Here is a 16,053-nt window from a genome sequence, read left to right on the forward strand (position 1 = left end):
TACGTGTTGAGTGCAGAACTACCGGTCCTCGGTTTTGCCGCCTATAGTGGAACCGGCAAAACCTCGCTGTTGAAGAAGCTGCTGCCCCTGTTACGTGAGCGGGGGTTGCGTGTCGGTATGGTTAAGCATACCCATCACGATTTTGATATCGACCAGCCGGGCAAGGACAGCTATGAGCTGCGCAAAGCAGGGGCGTCGCAGATGCTGGTGGCCTCGGGGCGTCGCTGGGCGTTGATGGTGGAGACCCAGGGGGCGGGTGATCCGGTGCTGCAGGATATGATCGAGCAACTGGATCATACGAAACTGGATCTGATTCTGGTAGAAGGTTTTAAACATGTGGCTTTTCCGAAAATCGAGCTGCACCGCAGGCTGCTTGGAAAACCCCTGATCTATCCTGATGATCCGACTATTGTCGCTTTTGCCTGTGACGGTGATCCACCCAATGATTTGCCCTTGCCTTTACTCAATCTCAATGATGCGCAGCAGATTGTCGGGTTTATTACTGACTGGCTGGTGCAGTATCAGGCTGCACGGCTGCACTCGTCATCATAGGGTGAGTGCGACGCTCTTGATCTGGGCATAGACTCGCATGCCGGGTTTGAGGTCCAGATTGGCCTGGGATTTCTGGGTGATACGGGCCAGCAGCGGTGTCCCGCCCAGGTCGAGCTTCACTATCATGCGTCCCCGTCCATGCGCGGCCATCTCGACCACGGTCACCGGCAGCACATTCAGAATACTGCTCAAGCCCGGAGGATCCAGTGCCAGACTTACATCCTTGGCATGGATGCGGATTCGTACCATTTCCCCGGCCGGACGGTCGATCCAGCCCACGGTTAACTCACCCCCTGAAAATGCCAGCCGGGTCAGGTGGTAGGTCTCGTCATGATGGATAATTCGGGTATCAAAGAGGGCGCCGGCCTCCTCATCCCGTGCGATCGGCAGGTCCACCCGCGCCAGCAACTCGGTCAATGGGCCTGCCGCCAGAATAGTTCCCTGCTCGATCAACACCAGGTGGTCGGCAATCCGGGACAGTTCATTCAGGTCGTGGGTGACATAAATGATCGGGATATTTGACTCCCCGTGAAGCCGTTCCAGATAAGGGAGAATCTCTTTTTTATGTCCCCTGTCCAGTGCAGCCATTGGTTCGTCCATCAGCAGCAAGCGTGGGTGGTTGAGCAGCGCCCTGCCGATGGCCACCCGCTGCTTCTCGCCACCGGAGAGTTGTGCCGGGCTGCGATCGAGTAATGAATCCAATCCCAGCAGATGCACCACCCGATCAAAGTCTCCAGTGCGCTGACTGGATGGCGTCCGGCGGTAGCCAAAGTTCAGGTTCTCCCTGACCCGCAAATGTGGAAACAGCATCCCCTCCTGGAATACATAACCGATGGCACGCTTGTGCGGCGGCAGATAAAAACCGTTCGCGCTGTCATGCCAGCATTCACCCGAGATGGAGAGAAATGCATCAGCGGCCTGTTCCAGGCCCGCTATACAGCGCAACAGCGAGGTCTTGCCACAACCTGAGCGGCCAAACAGGGCCGTTACCCCCTGAGTAGGGATTTCTCCCGCCGCATCGAGGGTAAAAGTGCCCAGCGGAAGCTTGAAACGGAATGTGATGCCGTTGCTCACCGGGTCTCCCGGCGCAACAGGCTGGTTCCGTTCATACGGTAGACCAGGAACAGGATCAGAAATGAGAAGAGCAGCAGTCCGGCCGAGAGCAGATGGGCCTGCCCATATTCCAGCGATTCCACATGATCATAAATGGCAATGGAGAGCACCTGTGTCTTGCCCGGTATATTGCCGCCAATCATCAGCACCACACCGAATTCACCCAGGGTGTGGGCAAATCCCAATGTGGCGGCGGTGATCAATCCGGGGCGGGCCAGGGGTATTATCACGGAAAAGAAGCAGTCCAGGGGTGATGCGCGCAGCGTGCTGGCGGCTTCGAGGGTACGCCTGTCAATAGCGGCAAAGGCGTTCTGCAGGGGTTGAACCACAAAAGGCATGGAATAGAGCACCGAGCCGATTACCAGGCCGGTAAAGGTGAAGGCCAGCCCAGACCCCCCAAGTGCAATCCAGCTGGCTCCGAGGAGCCCGTTGGGGGAGAGGGCAATGAGCAGATAGAACCCGAGCACTGTTGGGGGCAGCACCAGCGGCAGCGCGATAACAGTCTCCACCAGGGTGCGTACGCGGGAGTGGGAGCGGGCCAGCCACCAGGCGACCGGTGTGCCGAGCAGCAGCAGCAGCAGGGTGGAAGTCAGGGCCAGCCGCAGCGTGACCCAGAGTGCCGCAAGGTCATTTGGCCCCATCAAGGTGATAGAACCCCAACGCTGCAGGCCGCGGTAGCGCGTGGGCCGCTGAAATCGGGAGCCAGCGGCTGTTCCGGCACGCCTCTGTTGCTGATTGATTGCATAATGAATCCAGTAAGGGGATTTCCGTTATTGTACTGATAAAGGGATAATTCGCCTATCATAGGCCAATAGGACAGAGCTAGGGGGTGGGATGGAATTGCGTGAACAGCTGGTGCAGTATTACCAGTGGCTGAGGCGGCACGGTAACAACGATTCACACAGCGGCAATGCTTCGGTGCGCGAGGGGGATCGGTTCTGGATAACCCCCACGGGTGCCTGTGCCGATACCTTGTCGGTCAATGATCTGGTGGCCTGTTCTGTTTCACAAGGCTGCCCCGCCGGTGCCTCACTGGATGGTCCCCTGCATCAGCAGGTGTATCAACAGAATTCCGCCGCCACCGCAGTACTGCACAGCCATGGTCCCTACAGTGTGGCGACAACCCTGAATGGGGAGACGTTTATCCCGGTGGATTTTGAGGGACAACTCTATTTCCCCCAGGTACCGGTGATCACCATTGCCTATGCCGATTACGTGGCCCAGGCACCGGCGGCGGTTGCCGCCATGCTGAAAACGCACCGTATCACCGTGGTACGGGGGCACGGTGTCTATGCTGTGGGAGAGACGCTGAATCTGGCTTACAAGTGGACCTGCTCACTGGAGCTGTCGGCTAAAACCGCCTTTATTGCCCACCAACTGGGCAGCGTGGATTAGAACCGGATGCGGACCTGAATCATGTGCCAATTGCTGGGAATGAACTGCAACGTACCCACCGATATCTGCTTTTCCTTCGAGGGTTTTGCCCGGCGTGGTGGTGACACGGATGAGCATCGGGATGGATGGGGAATTGCCTTTTTTGAAGGCAAGGGGTGCCGCACTTTCATGGACGTGCAGCCCTCGGCAGATTCGGTAGTGTCTGATCTGGTCAAGCGTTATCCAATCCACTCGATGAATGTTATCGCCCATATCCGCAAGGCGAGTGTCGGGGCAGTGCGACTGGAGAATACCCATCCGTTCATCCGGGAGCTATGGGGTGAATACTGGGTGTTTGCCCATAATGGTGATCTGTTCAATTATGAGCCGGAACTTGCTGGCTGTTACCAGCCGGTGGGTACCACTGACAGCGAACGCGCCTTTTGCGTCATTCTGGAGTATTTGCGACAACGCTTTGAAAAACGGCCCGACATCGAGAAGCTTTGTGGGGCGATACGCGAAAAGGCGTACCAGATTGCACAGCTTGGCACGTTTAATTTTCTGCTCTCCAATGGCGAGTTCCTGTTGGCCCACTGCAGCACGGATCTGCACTACCTGGTTCGTCAGCATCCGTTCGACAAGGCGGAACTGAAGGATTTGGATGTGTCGGTGGATTTCAAGCAGGTCACCACACCAAGGGATCGGGTCGCTGTGATCGCCACGGAACCACTGACCGCCAATGAGGCGTGGACCCGGATAGCACCGGGACAGTGCATGGTGTTTCAAAATGGCGCCGTGGCTGAATATTTTACAGATTAGCAAATTGTATGAGGAGTGATTGATGGGTATCTCATTACAGGATCAGCTGCTCAAAGCGGGCCTGGTGGATAAGAAAAAGGCCAGCGATGTCCGCAAAGAGAAACAGAAGCAGGCCAAACAGGTGCGAAAGGGGAGTGCCAAGTCGACGGATGAAGTCAAACAGGCCGCCAGAGAGGCCCGGCGCGCGCAGGCCGAACGGGACCGGCAGCTTAATCTCCAGCGCAAGGCCGAGGCCGACAAACGCGCCATTAAGGCACAGATCCGCCAGCTGGTTGAGATGAACCAGGTTGTACTGGAGGGCGGTGAGCTACCCTACAGCTTCACCGATGGCAGCAAGATTAAAAAGCTCTATGTCACTGAGCAGGTTCAGTCACGACTCAGTCGTGGACAGTTGGCCATTGCCCGGTTTGATGATCGTTATGCCGTGGTACCCATTGGCGTGGCCGAAAAAATTCAGCAACGGGACGCCGATACGATTGTATTGAGGAACCAGTCAGAAGCGCAGGTGGATGCAGAAGATCCCTATGCCGATTTCCAGGTGCCGGATGATCTGATGTGGTAGGCTTTTTTCAGAATAAATGGTTCGGGATCAGCTAACGCAGACCTGTAATGACCATCGGGTATTCATCTGTCAGAATTGTGAATCTTTAGTGGGATTGGCACCGTATGATATGCAAGCATGGGCTGGTCGACAGCGGGCGGGTTTTTGCCGTTCGCGCAGTAAGTGGCGGTTTGCTCATCTGTGCGTTCGGTATTGTAAAAACGCGTGCCGGCTGATGGTTTCAGGTTTGAAGGAGTAGTTAATGAATAAGAAAATCGTCCTCTGTTGTCTGGTTGTTTCTACGGTTGGCCTGCAGGCTTGTACGACCGTCGACCCGTATACCCGAGAGGAAAAAACTGCCAGCGCCGCCAAAGGGGCGGCGATTGGTGCGGCTGTCGGAGCAGTGCTGGGCATTGCCACCTCCGGAGACAAAAAGAAACGCAAGGAAAGGGCCCTGAAGGGCGCTGGCATTGGTGCGCTTGCGGGGGGCGGCGTCGGTTATTACATGGATGTTCAGGAGGCCAAACTGCGTCAGCAATTGGAGCAGACCGGTGTTAGTGTGACCCGTAGTGGGGACAACATTATTCTCAATATGCCGAGTAATATCACATTTGCGGTTGATCGAGCGGATGTAAATCCGGACTTTGTCGATACCCTGGGTTCGGTGGCGCTGGTGCTGAAAGAGTACAAGTCCACCATGATTGAGGTGGCTGGACACACCGACAGTACCGGTTCGGAAGTCTATAACCAGCGTCTGTCACAACAGCGCGCCCAGTCGGTAAGCCAGGTTCTGATTGCCAACGGCGTTCAATCCGTTCGCATCGATAGTGTGGGCTACGGGGAGGGCTATCCGGTCGCCAGTAACAGTAGTGCTGCGGGACGCCAGCAGAATCGTCGGGTGGAGTTGACCCTGTTGCCATACGTGCAATAGCGCAGCCGGTAAAATCCCGGATGCTTCTCCTGAGGCAGGCATAAAAAAGGCCAGGTCGGTGACGACCTGGCCTTTTTGCTGGTGCCCTGATCAGGATTACGCCATCAGCGCCCTGGCCTGTTCCGGCCAGCTGGAAGTGTCGTAGCGGGCATGGCGCGCATCGATATCCAGCAGATGCTGTTTGATGCCGTCACTGCCCAGTTCCACCAGTTGGGCATAACTGACAATGCCGGAGTTGTTCAATATCCCTGCCAGCTTGGGGCCAATGCCCTTGATGGCAGTCAGGTCATCCGGCCGGACGTCGTTGGCGGCAGCCTGCGGAGGCGCATCTGCTGCCTGGATGGCGACATCGGTGGCAGCGGCAGGGACTACCGGGTTGATATCATTCAGAGTGCGTTTGACATAGCTGCCTGGCGCATCCTCAATAATCGGCATACCCCGGTCACCAGGGTTGCGTGCCGCTACCTGGTCATTCGCCTGGGCTTTTGCCCAGCGATCCCACTCGGGCCACCAGGAGCCATCGACCACTGTCGCCCCTGCTGCCCAGGCCTCAGGATCTTCCGGTAACTGGTCGGATACGCGGTAGTTGTATTTTCCTGCTGCCGGCGGGTTGATAATCCCGGCAATATGGCCCGATCCACCCAGGATGAAATGCACATCACCCGAGAACAGTTTGGCGCCTGAGTAGGTGGACTTCCAGGGCGCTATGTGATCTTCCACGGCGGAGACGAAGCAGATCGGAATATCCACCTTGGAGATATCGATCGAGACGCCGTCTATGGTCACTCCTCCCGGTTTACAGAGATTGTTCTCCAGGTAGAGATTACGCAGATACCATGTGTGCATCTTGGCCGGCATCCGTGTGGAGTCCGAGTTCCAGTACAGCAGATCAAACGGCCGGGGGTCATTGCCCAGCAGATAATTGTTGATATAGAACGACCAGATCAGGTCATTGGCGCGCATCAGATTGAAGGTGCCAGCCATCTGGGTTCCATCCAGATAACCGCTCTCGCTCATCTTCTTCTCCAGCCCGCAAATCTGCTCTTCGTCGATAAAGACTCCCAGTTCACCTGGATTGGAGAAGTCGAGCATAGTGGTGAAGAAGGTGGCACTCTTGATCCGCTCATCACCCTTTTCCTTCATATAGGCAAGGGTGGTGGCGAGCAGCGAGCCGCCGATGCAGTAACCGATTATATTAATTTCGGATTCGCCAGTGGCCTGCTCCACCACGTCCACAGCGGTCAAAATGCCGTCGGTGAGATAGTCGGCAAACTCGGTGTCGGCATAGGAGCTGTCCGGATTGACCCAGGAGACCACAAATACCGTGTGGCCCTGATCCACCAGCCATTTCAGCAGCGAATTCTTCGGCTGCAGATCCATGATGTAATACTTGTTGATCCAGGGCGGGACTACCAGCAGCGGCCGTTTCAGAACCTTGTCGGTGGATGGTGTGTACTGGATCAGCTGGAACAGGCGATTCTGGAATATCACCTTGCCCGGCGTGGTAGCCACATTCTCGCCCAGTTTGAAGGCCGAGGTGTCGGTCATGCGGATACGCAGTTCACCCTTGCCGGTCTCCAGGTCCTCGAGCATGTTTTTCAGGCCATGGACCAGGTTGGCGCCCTTGGTCTCGATCACCTTTTCGATCACGGCCGGATTGGTGGCGGCAAAGTTGGTCGGTGACATGGCATCGAGATAGCGCTCGGTGAAGAATTCCACCTTCTCTGCCGTATGCTCATCCAGACCCTCGACACCCTGCACCTGATCGCGCAGCCATTTGGATACCAGCAGGTAGGACTGCTTGATGGCATTAAAGGCCGGCTGCTCTTCCCAGCCCTCGTGCTTGAACCTGCGGTCACCCTTATCCTCCGTGATTACCGGCTCGGTGGCAACGGTGCCACCCAGCAGGTTGGTCAGGGACTGCTGGTACAGCTCCATGGATTTCTGCATAAAGGAGATATTGGCATTGATCGCTTTTTGCGGATCTTTTGCCAAGGCTGCGTACCATTCGGCAGAGGATTTCATCAGGTTGAAGGGATCCAGATCCATATGCTCATAAGACTTGGCAAAATTTGCCATGATCTCTTCGACCTGCTTGAAATTTTTCTGCAGCTCCATGGTCGTCGATGCAAAGCCCAATGTGTTGACCTCGGACTGGTCAGATTTCGACATGTTTCTCTCCTGTTCCTTAACTCATGCAGATTTATAATTAGTATAGGGAAGGGCGTTAGCCCGGACTACTTTACTTTTGCAATGGTTTCTTTCAGTTCCTGCAGGCTCTCGGAGATTCTGTTGTTCACCTGACCGGCAACCGACTCCTGGGTTTGACGAATCATGCTGCTGATTTCATTGGAGTTTGCCAGCGCCTTCTCGAAAGCGCTCTGCAACAGTTCAACCTGTTGCGCGGAAACAGCCTGTGGATTGCCGGATTCAGCCAGTTTGTTGGCGGCGGCGGTTACTTCAGCAATGGCCTCCTGCAGCATGCTTGCCTGCCGCTGGATCAGGGCCTGGGAGCCGGCCAGCATTGCCTGGTTGGTGGACATCAACAGCTCCATGTTCTTGCGTTGTGCCTGTACCAGGTTATTGGTGTCCAAACCGGGTATCGATGCGCCGCCGAAGCCTTCCTGCAACTGCTTGGCGATTGCCTGCGGGTCAAAGTTGGCAAACAGGGCGGAAAAATCAAAGGGGTTTTGTGTGGCCATGGAATCTACCTCAAAAAGTGATCAAAAGATGATGGACTTATAAAGAGCTGATCAAGATTCAGGAGCCCGCACAATGTGCTGGTGATGCTAGAACTTTTCCCTGCCCGACATGGCTCAAGCGTTCCGAGAATCACAATAGACTTCGCTCTATGGCAAGTAATGTATCATGCTTTTGTGCACTGCACAAATTATTGTGCTTCTTTGCCTCCGTGACACCCTGAAAGAAAGGAATAAATAGATTTAGTGTTATTAAAAACCGAGTCTGCCTGTAGTCATAATCATTAATTACTGTTGTTGGAGTAGGTTGCTAACTATTTGTTACCAAAATATTAATCCAATATATAAGGGGTTTTTAACCGTCTGTTACCAATGGATGCAGTCCTTGCCCAGGCAGTAGAATGGTGTCCGGAAAAACTGTTTGTGCGGCGCACAAAAAAACTTGACATAAGGCCTGGTGGGCGGCTATGCTGCAACGCAACAAATTGCAACGCACAAAAGGAAATATCACATGAAAACGTCTGCCGTTAACCTGGAAGTTATGAAAGAGTTTGGAGTCGCCGGTTTTGAAGCGGCTCGTAGCCTGGGCGAACTGAATCTTCGCACCTGGGAGAAGCTGGTAGAAAAACAGACCGAGACCTTTGGGCTGTTTGTGGATGCCGGTATAGAAATGGTCAAGGCAACCACCGAAGTGAAAGAGGTCAAAGAGCTGGTCAATGCTGAAATGGCCGTAGCCAAGCAGTTTGGTGAAAACCTGGTCGTAAAAGGTCGTGAGGCCCTCCAGGTTACCAACGATGCGCGTGATGACTATCGCTCATGGGCTGAGCAGGGCGTTGAGATTTTCACCAAGCAGGTGAATAAATCCGTGAAAGCCGCTTAATTGCATTTAAAAATAAAAACAGAGAGTTAAGTTATGAGAGAAAACAAACGTCTGGCCATCGTGACCGGTGGCGTCGGTGGAATCGGGACCGCAATCTGCGAACGGCTGGCAAAACAGGGTGTTCGGGTGGTTGCAACTTATCATCCTGCCGAAGAGGATAAACTGGTTGAGTGGAACAAGGCTCGGGAAAAAGCCGGCGTTGATGTGGCGCTTGCGGTTTGTGATGTCTCGTCCGCTGAAGACAGTGCCCGCATGGTGGCTGAGGTTGAGAAAGAGTTCGGACCGGTTGATATTATTGTCAACTGTGCCGGCATCACCCGGGACAAGACCATGAAACGGATGGATGATGAAAGCTGGGATGCCGTCATTACCACCAATCTGAGCAGCGCGTTCTATGTCACCCAGCCGGCTTGGGAAGGGATGCTGAATCGCGGGTTCGGACGCATTATCAACATCTCCTCTGTCAATGGTCAGCGCGGTCAGTTTGGTCAGGCCAACTATTCGGCTGCCAAGGCTGGAATTCATGGTTTCACCATGGCCCTGGCCCATGAAGGTGCGGCCAAGGGTGTCACCGCCAATACGGTGTCGCCTGGCTATACCGAGACCGCCATGACCGCTGCCATGCGTGATGATGTGCGTGAGTCCATCATCTCCGGCATTCCCATGGGACGCATGGGTACCCCGGAAGAGATTGCCTCTGCTGTCGCTTTCCTGGCGGCCGATGAACAGGCCTATATCACCGGTGCCAATATTCCGGTTAACGGTGCCCTCTTCATACATTAATCGGTAGATAAATCCTCCTCCTCTCTTATAGTGCATAGAGAGTTTTGCCCGGCTTTTTGCCGGGCATTTTTTTACCCAATCCTTCACGCATTCTGGACAGGCTTTCTATAGCGGGCCGACCATGCCCGCCTATAGGGCGCCCCATGTAATGCCTGGGGCGGCAGGCGACTTGGCGGCGGACACAGTTCGACGTTATGGCGCTTAGCCATAAACCTATGCACGGGCAAAAAAACGCCCCCGAAAAGGGGGCGCTACTCGGCAGGATTCTGAATCGGGTTAGCCGTCCGTACCCGACCTCGGTTGCTCGTTGATGTGCGGGCGCTTGTTATGCTCGCTGACCAGTGCCCCTGCCCAGGCGGTGATCTCCTTGGCCGTGGTGATCAGGCTTGGCAGTTGCAGCTCATCCAGGGTTGACTGGAAGGAGCGGAGATCGGCATAAAGTTGCTCCAGCTTGTTCAGTTCGGCGTTATACGATCCATAGACCGAGCGCAGTGCAGGTAGCAATTTCTCTTCGCCCTTCAGTTTGCCATCAAGCCCGGAGATCTCCAGTAACGCCTGTCCGGAATAGGTGATCTGGTTTTCCAGACTCTCCCCGGCATCGGCCTGCTTGTTCTTGGCGCCAAAGGCGACACTGAGATCGGACTCATAGCGGGCATCCAGTAACAGTTTGTCGGCCGGGGCCGCCTGGGAGCCGGCACATTCGCCCACGCCCAGGGACTCTACCTTGAATACACTGCTGTCGCCGTGGTCGCGGGTGAGGAACGCCAGTTCCATTGGTCCCACGTTGCTCAGGTGGGCCAGTAACTCATCAAAGTACTCGCGCCCCTCACGTCTTGTCCAGTCGCGGAAACTCTCGTTTTCCAGGCGATCGGCGTGGTAGCTGTCGTGCAGCAACGATACTGCGGACGGCACCCGCACCGCCGGGATATCCGGGCCGGTTATGCCAATGCTGCCGCCTTCGCTGCCGTTGCCCCCCAACTGCAGGGTGTAGCTGGGAACCAGTCGGCCGTGATGCCGCCGTCCCTTGCCATACAGACCAATGTCCGAGATGGTGGCGTTAGCGCATCCATTCTGGCAGCCATTGACGCGCACGCTCAGATCACCCACACCACCGCTCAGGCGAGGCGCCATCTGGCGCGAGGCGGTGATGCCAAGCGGGCAGGTGGCGGTGCCGGGACAGGAGACCACCCGATCACCGCAGCGCGGCAGTTTCAGCCCCAACGCCTTGAGCGCCACGGTGAGGCTGCCGAGTTTGTCGGTGGGCACGCTGAAGATGCTCAGGTTCTGGTCCGCCGTGGTGCGGATGTCGTGCAGATCCTCCTGGACCAGCAGGTCGGCAAGATCGCGCAGAGTTCTGACGGTCAGCCTGCCGTCCGGCACGCTGATCGGCAATATATTCAGATCCTCCTGGTGTTGGGCAGTGGGAGCGCGCAGGGTTGTCTTGACCTGACTCCCATCGACACTGCGCTCACGCCAAACGCCGATCGGCTGTACTTCCGGGTTGTAGGCGTTGGAGGTACGGGCATACTCGACGCGGTATTTCTCAATAAAGCCCTCGGGACCGAATTTATCCAGCAGGAACTTGATACGCGAACGCATCTTACGTTTCCTGTCGGAATACTTGTCGTGCACCGACAGTACCGCCTCGATGGCCGGGATCAGCTGGTTCTCCTCGATAAAGGACTCCAGCACGATCGCCTCCTTGGGCTTGCCGCCCAGACCTCCCCCCACCAGCAGACGGAAACCGGGCCGTCCCTCCTGGCGGGTGGCAATGACCCCCAGGTCGTGTACCAAGCCGTTGGCGCAATCCGATTCGCAGCCGGAAAAGCTCAGCTTGAACTTGCGCGGCATGGAGGCCGTTAGTGGATGGCGAATGAAGTAGTTTGCCACCTTGTCGATATAGGCGTTGATATCCACATGCTCTGCCGGGCAGGCGCCCGCGAGGGAACAGCCGGTGATATTGCGCACCGTGTTGCCGCCGGCCTCGCGAGTGGCGATGCCGTACTCCCCCAGGGTGCGCTGCAGCGCCGGGGTTTTTTCCAGCGGTACAAAATGAAACTGAATGTCCTGCCGGGTGGTGATGTGCACGCTGTCGGTGCCGGAGTGTCTCTCCGCCGCCTCGGCGAAACCCAGCAGCTGGCGGGGGTTCACGCGTCCGCCCGGCAGCTTGGCCCTGACCATACACATACCGTCCTGGCGCTGGGCATAAATGCCGAGATTGAGGCGGATCGCCACAAACCGGTGAGGGTCCAGGTTGCCCTGCAGATAGTTCTGCAGATGCTGCTCGTAATCATCGAAATCGTTCGAGTCGATCAGCGGGTTGGGTGCGGTGGTCATGGTTGACTCCAGTGGTCAGTTAAACACTAAAAAGCGAATTTGAGGCCGGTCAGAAACAACAGTCCGGCCAGCCCCCGTCGCAGTATCTGCTCCGGGAGGTGTATCCCCAGCTGGCTGCCAAGTGCCGTGCCGGGAATTGAGCCCAGCAGCAAGCTGCCGAGCAGGGTCAGGTCCACGTTGCCCAGCTGCAGGTGACCGAGGCCCGCCAGGGTGGCCAGCGGCACGGCGTGAGCCAGATCGGTACCGACAATGGCGATGGCCGGCATGCGTGGATAGAGCAGAAACAGGATGGCCGCCGTCAGTGCTCCGGCGCCTACCGAGGAGAGCGTAACCAGTACACCCAGCACCGCCCCGAGCAGGATCAGCAACCGGGTTCTGTGGCGCCGAATCCAGACAGCGGTTCGCGAGTTGCCGGATTCCAGCCCCCGGGCAATACGCTCCTTCAGCAGCAGCACCAGTGAGGTGAATATCAGCGTTACGCCCAGGGCGACGGTGATCAGTCGCTCGTGATTGCCGCCTGGCTGCAGATAGTCGAGCAGCCAGATGGTAATCGCCGTTGCCGGCAGGCTGCCGAGCGCCAGGCAGCCTACCAGCCGCCAACGGATGCTGCCCTTGCGTCCATGAAACCAGACCCCGCTTGCCTTGGTGATGGCGGCATAGACCAGGTCGGTCCCCACCGCCAGGGCGGTGGGTATGCCGAAGCCCATCACCAGGATCGGTGTCATCAAGGCGCCGCCACCGACACCGGTCAGCCCCACGCAGATGCCCACCACAAAACCGGCCAGTGTGAACAGGGGATCCATGGTCGATCCTTATTTCTGCTGTCCTAGATAAATTCGGCAGCGGGGGTTGGGCTGAGCAGGTCCGACAGGGCGGGGCCTTTTTCCCGGGCCGGCTTCAGCACCTCGCGCAACAGCTTGAAGTAGACGGTGTAGACACGCACATCACCGCTCCCGTCGGCCACCAGAAAAAACGGTGCACGATCCACCTGGTAAATTTCCGCCAGGCGCATGCCTTCACTACTCAGGTCACCTTCCTGTGCAATCACCACCCGGTCGATCTGCTCGAACAGACCTTCCCGGTGCATGCGTGCTTCCACATCCCGGCACTTGGCACAGGGTTGTCCATCGCGGGTCAGTTTTTTTACCATCGTAATAAAGGCCATGATGCTCTCCTGATTTAGTGGGCCTGATTCAGCGGGCAGCCGCCTTGGCTGCGACATTGCCGGCGTGCAGGCCGCACTCCTTGTCGGCGGCGTCTTCCCACCACCAGCGACCTTCGCGTTCGTGCTGATTGGGCAGTACGGCGCGGGTACAGGGTTCGCAGCCGATACTGACAAAACCCTGGGCGTGCAGCGGGTTGTAGGGCACTTCATTACTGCGGATGTACTCCCACACCTGGGCAGAGGTCCAGTTGGCCAAGGGATTGAATTTGAGCAGTTTGCTGTCGTCGCTGGAGAAGGATGGGTCCTCCTGGATCACCGGGATCTCGGTCCGGGTGCCGACACTCTGATCCTTGCGCTGGCCGGTGATCCAGCCGCTCAGGGTGGCGAGCTTGCGGCGCAGCGGCGCTACTTTGCGTACCGTGCAGCACTCCTTGTGGCCGTCCTGGTAAAAGCTGTAGAGCCCCTTTTCCCGCACCAGCTTCTCCACATCTGCGCCGACCGGGGAGACTACATCCAGCTCAATGCCGTAGTGATTGCGTACGGTTTCCAGATAGCGATAGGTTTCCGGATGCAGGCGACCGGTATCGAGGGAGAATACTTTGGCGTGGGGGTTGATCTGCACCGCCATGTCGATCAGCACCACATCTTCCGCGCCACTAAAGGAGATAGCGATGTTGTCGACGGTCTCCAGTGCCAGGCTGATGATCTCCTCGGGGGAGCGATCATCGTAGGTGGTCGCCAGGCGTTGGACATCCAGAATGGAAATGCTCATGGGTTGCTCCTCAGTAAATGATGGGTTTGCCGTTGGATCAATGGCGGCAAGTAACTGAGAGTAACCTTAGTCTTACTTATTGGGTAATAAAAATATCAAATATGCATATAAAAATAATTGAGAGTTATATGGCACTTTGAATGGACCGAATCGGGTACTGCTATTTTTCCGCGGAAATGTAGCAGATCCAGCCGGCATCAGCCTCTCCGGTAGTGGCGGGAACAAAAATGCCGTCAGGCTCCCCATCCTCATCCCAACCCTGCCAGTAGATGGTGACCTTGCTGAACCCGGTCTCCTCCAGCAGGTCCCTGATCTCAGGCAGGGTCCAGAGTCGCCAGTCGTAACTGAATGCCCGGTCCAGTCTGGATCCATCCGGGAAGGCGAAGTGGATATGGCAGATCAGTCCTCCCGTTACCGGATCATAGCGTTCCTGCTCCCAGATATAGGTGAATTCCCCATCGTTAATGTCCCGCTCTTCTTCCAGTTCTCTGAACGAGTCATAACCGCCATAGGCATCAAGAAAAAAAATTCCCCCCTCGGCCAGTGCCTGCCTGACTCGAGTGAAATACTGTTTCAGATCTTTGCGCTCTTTGAACAACCAATAGCTGAAGTTCATCGCCGAGATAATGTCCGGGGCTTCGGTCTCCACCTGTAGCACATTCTCTTCTATCAGGTTGATACGCTTGCGCTGGCCCATGCTCAAATCGGAAAGCTTATGCTCCTGCCCCCAGGTCAGTACATCTTTATCCAAATCGACGCCGATGGCTCGGTTTCCCTTGCGGTGACGAACCCACTCACAACAGACGTTGGCCGTACCACAGAAATCCTCCCGGAGTAGCAGTGCCTTGTTGCCGCGAATTGACTTGTAAGTCTCATCAACAAATTCGATCTCGGATGCCGCATATTGAACGGAGAGCTCATAGAGCTGATGTCGGTCTGCCAGATCGGCTAACTGCTGTTTTTTATGCTTTTTCTTCTCTTTTTTCTTGCTGGTCATCGAAAAAACCCGATATCAGTTACGCTTGGTGTCAGGGACTATACTTTAAACAGGCGCGGGGAAAGTAGGAAATGTGTTGCGTCGGATCTGTTAGCCTGCCACATGATGCGAAGTGTGATCAGCGGGTGATTGGTGATTGCAGTATTAGTCATGTATTGGTTGATAACCTATTGATTGATTGGGCAAACTGATAACGAAACTCAACTTGAGTGATTATATCGGCAGAGGAGGCGTTATGGGAATCGCAATTACCTTAAAAGAGTATTTGATGGATCATGGGACGTCCTACCAAGTGATTGAACATGTCCGGACCAACTCAGCACTGGAGACGTCGGAAGTTGCGCATGTGCCAGGAGACCGCCTGGCCAAAAGTATTCTGTTGGGTGACGAAGACAGATACCTGCTGGCGGTGATACCGGCGACACACCGTCTGGAGATCAACAAACTCAGTGAACTGGTAAAACACCGGCTTCAGTTGATTACGGAAAGCGAGATGGCAGGCGCATTTTCTGACTGCGAAATAGGCGCCATGCCTCCGGTTGGTGAAGCCTACGGGATTGACACCTGGGTGGATCCCTCGCTACTTGATCAGCCGGAGATCTATTTTGAAGCAGGGGATCACCAGGCCCTGATCAAGATGTCAGGAGAAGACTTCAGGAATCTGCTGAAAGATTCCAAACAGCTACTAATGAGTCGTCACATCTGATATTTGATAATCTGCCCGGACGCCATTGCACCAAAGGACGTTCTGGTATACCCTTGCGCCTCCAAAAAATCAGAGAGGCACGAGGGATACGTTTGTGCGTGCTGATTTTTTTCCAAAAGGAGCAGGGGCGCCAGCCCGAGTAACGAGCACGCCGCGTGCTCCTGCCCGGTCCAGGAAGGACAGATTGGGTAAAAAAGACAATTTATCTGGAGAGCTGTCCGAGTGGCTGACTCGAGGCTCGCCGAGAGAACGTCGCCTTTGGCGACGGCCCCGAAGGGGCGAGGGCGCGAGCCCGAGTAACGAGCACGCCGCGTGCTCCTGCCCGGTCCAGGAAGGACAGATTGGGTAAAAAAGACAATTTATCTGGAGAGCTGTCCGAGTGGC

At 56.0% G+C, this 16,053-nt stretch carries 17 protein-coding genes; 8 read left to right on the forward strand and 9 right to left on the reverse strand.

The genetic code is table 11. The features are described 5' to 3' along the window. Positions 1 to 3 precede the first annotated feature (3 nt). Positions 4 to 552, forward strand: a complete 549-nt coding sequence (mobB, locus tag A3GO_RS25015; RefSeq protein ID WP_051302807.1) for a molybdopterin-guanine dinucleotide biosynthesis protein MobB — start codon at positions 4 to 6, stop codon at positions 550 to 552. Here the strand turns inward: mobB and modC are convergent. Both modC and modB read right to left on the reverse strand, forming a co-directional pair. Then, a complete protein-coding gene (gene modC, locus A3GO_RS0121680) occupies positions 547 to 1,626 on the reverse strand; it encodes a molybdenum ABC transporter ATP-binding protein (protein WP_029135180.1) in 1,080 nt (359 codons plus the stop codon). The genes mobB and modC overlap by 6 nt on opposite strands. Beyond that, the gene (gene modB / locus A3GO_RS0121685; RefSeq protein ID WP_037376269.1) at positions 1,623 to 2,306 is read right to left on the reverse strand and encodes a molybdate ABC transporter permease subunit; all 684 of its coding nucleotides are present in this window, start codon (positions 2,304 to 2,306) and stop codon (positions 1,623 to 1,625) included. Before modB ends, modC begins: the two co-directional genes overlap by 4 nt. A gap of 193 nt (positions 2,307 to 2,499) precedes the next feature. Between modB and A3GO_RS0121690 the strand changes: the two genes are divergently transcribed. The 4 genes from A3GO_RS0121690 (at position 2,500) to A3GO_RS0121705 (ending at position 5,330) form a co-directional block, all read left to right on the forward strand. Next, positions 2,500 to 3,060 (forward strand): class II aldolase/adducin family protein, encoded by a 561-nt coding sequence (locus A3GO_RS0121690; RefSeq protein ID WP_029135182.1) that lies wholly within the window; start codon positions 2,500 to 2,502, stop codon positions 3,058 to 3,060. A gap of 21 nt (positions 3,061 to 3,081) precedes the next feature. Next, positions 3,082 to 3,858 carry a class II glutamine amidotransferase gene (locus tag A3GO_RS0121695; RefSeq protein WP_029135183.1) on the forward strand — a complete coding sequence of 259 codons (777 nt, stop codon included), beginning with the start codon at positions 3,082 to 3,084 and terminating at the stop codon, positions 3,856 to 3,858. Positions 3,859 to 3,880: 22 nt separating this feature from the next. Continuing rightward, on the forward strand, positions 3,881 to 4,420 hold the full coding sequence (locus A3GO_RS0121700) for a DUF2058 domain-containing protein (RefSeq protein ID WP_029135184.1): 540 nt from the start codon (positions 3,881 to 3,883) through the stop codon (positions 4,418 to 4,420). A gap of 241 nt (positions 4,421 to 4,661) precedes the next feature. Further along, a complete protein-coding gene (locus A3GO_RS0121705; protein WP_029135185.1) occupies positions 4,662 to 5,330 on the forward strand; it encodes a YiaD family glycine zipper/OmpA-like lipoprotein in 669 nt (222 codons plus the stop codon). A 96-nt stretch (positions 5,331 to 5,426) separates the two neighbouring features. Here A3GO_RS0121705 and phaC read toward each other — a convergent pair whose 3' ends face one another. Further along, positions 5,427 to 7,502 (reverse strand): class I poly(R)-hydroxyalkanoic acid synthase, encoded by a 2,076-nt coding sequence (gene phaC, locus A3GO_RS25020; RefSeq protein WP_084610331.1) that lies wholly within the window; start codon positions 7,500 to 7,502, stop codon positions 5,427 to 5,429. A 65-nt stretch (positions 7,503 to 7,567) separates the two neighbouring features. Further along, a complete protein-coding gene (locus A3GO_RS25025) occupies positions 7,568 to 8,032 on the reverse strand; it encodes a phasin family protein (protein ID WP_051302791.1) in 465 nt (154 codons plus the stop codon). A 508-nt stretch (positions 8,033 to 8,540) separates the two neighbouring features. Here A3GO_RS25025 and A3GO_RS0121720 point away from each other — a divergent pair. Both A3GO_RS0121720 and phbB read left to right on the forward strand, forming a co-directional pair. Next, on the forward strand, positions 8,541 to 8,909 hold the full coding sequence (locus A3GO_RS0121720; protein ID WP_029135186.1) for a phasin family protein: 369 nt from the start codon (positions 8,541 to 8,543) through the stop codon (positions 8,907 to 8,909). A gap of 33 nt (positions 8,910 to 8,942) precedes the next feature. Beyond that, entirely contained in the window at positions 8,943 to 9,692 is a 750-nt protein-coding gene (phbB, locus tag A3GO_RS0121725) for an acetoacetyl-CoA reductase (protein ID WP_029135187.1), read from the forward strand. 276 nt (positions 9,693 to 9,968) lie between these two features. Here the strand turns inward: phbB and A3GO_RS25030 are convergent, their stop codons facing one another. The 5 genes from A3GO_RS25030 to A3GO_RS0121750 all read right to left on the reverse strand — a co-directional run bounded on the left by A3GO_RS25030 (position 9,969) and on the right by A3GO_RS0121750 (position 14,963). Next, positions 9,969 to 12,029, reverse strand: coding sequence for a nitrite/sulfite reductase (locus A3GO_RS25030; RefSeq protein ID WP_051302793.1), 2,061 nt, complete (start codon positions 12,027 to 12,029; stop codon positions 9,969 to 9,971). A 26-nt stretch (positions 12,030 to 12,055) separates the two neighbouring features. Next, on the reverse strand, positions 12,056 to 12,832 hold the full coding sequence (locus A3GO_RS0121735; RefSeq protein WP_029135188.1) for a sulfite exporter TauE/SafE family protein: 777 nt from the start codon (positions 12,830 to 12,832) through the stop codon (positions 12,056 to 12,058). Between the two features lie 23 nt (positions 12,833 to 12,855). After that, positions 12,856 to 13,194 (reverse strand): hypothetical protein, encoded by a 339-nt coding sequence (locus A3GO_RS0121740; protein WP_029135189.1) that lies wholly within the window; start codon positions 13,192 to 13,194, stop codon positions 12,856 to 12,858. Between the two features lie 28 nt (positions 13,195 to 13,222). Next, positions 13,223 to 13,966 (reverse strand): phosphoadenylyl-sulfate reductase, encoded by a 744-nt coding sequence (locus A3GO_RS0121745; RefSeq protein ID WP_029135190.1) that lies wholly within the window; start codon positions 13,964 to 13,966, stop codon positions 13,223 to 13,225. 160 nt (positions 13,967 to 14,126) lie between these two features. Then, positions 14,127 to 14,963, reverse strand: coding sequence for a class I SAM-dependent methyltransferase (locus A3GO_RS0121750; protein ID WP_037376271.1), 837 nt, complete (start codon positions 14,961 to 14,963; stop codon positions 14,127 to 14,129). A gap of 235 nt (positions 14,964 to 15,198) precedes the next feature. Between A3GO_RS0121750 and A3GO_RS0121755 the strand changes: the two genes are divergently transcribed. After that, positions 15,199 to 15,669, forward strand: a complete 471-nt coding sequence (locus A3GO_RS0121755; protein ID WP_029135192.1) for an aminoacyl-tRNA deacylase — start codon at positions 15,199 to 15,201, stop codon at positions 15,667 to 15,669. Positions 15,670 to 16,053 lie beyond the last annotated feature (384 nt).

Source organism: Sedimenticola selenatireducens DSM 17993, assembly GCF_000428045.1.
Taxonomy (GTDB): Bacteria; Pseudomonadota; Gammaproteobacteria; order Chromatiales; family Chromatiaceae; genus Sedimenticola; species Sedimenticola selenatireducens.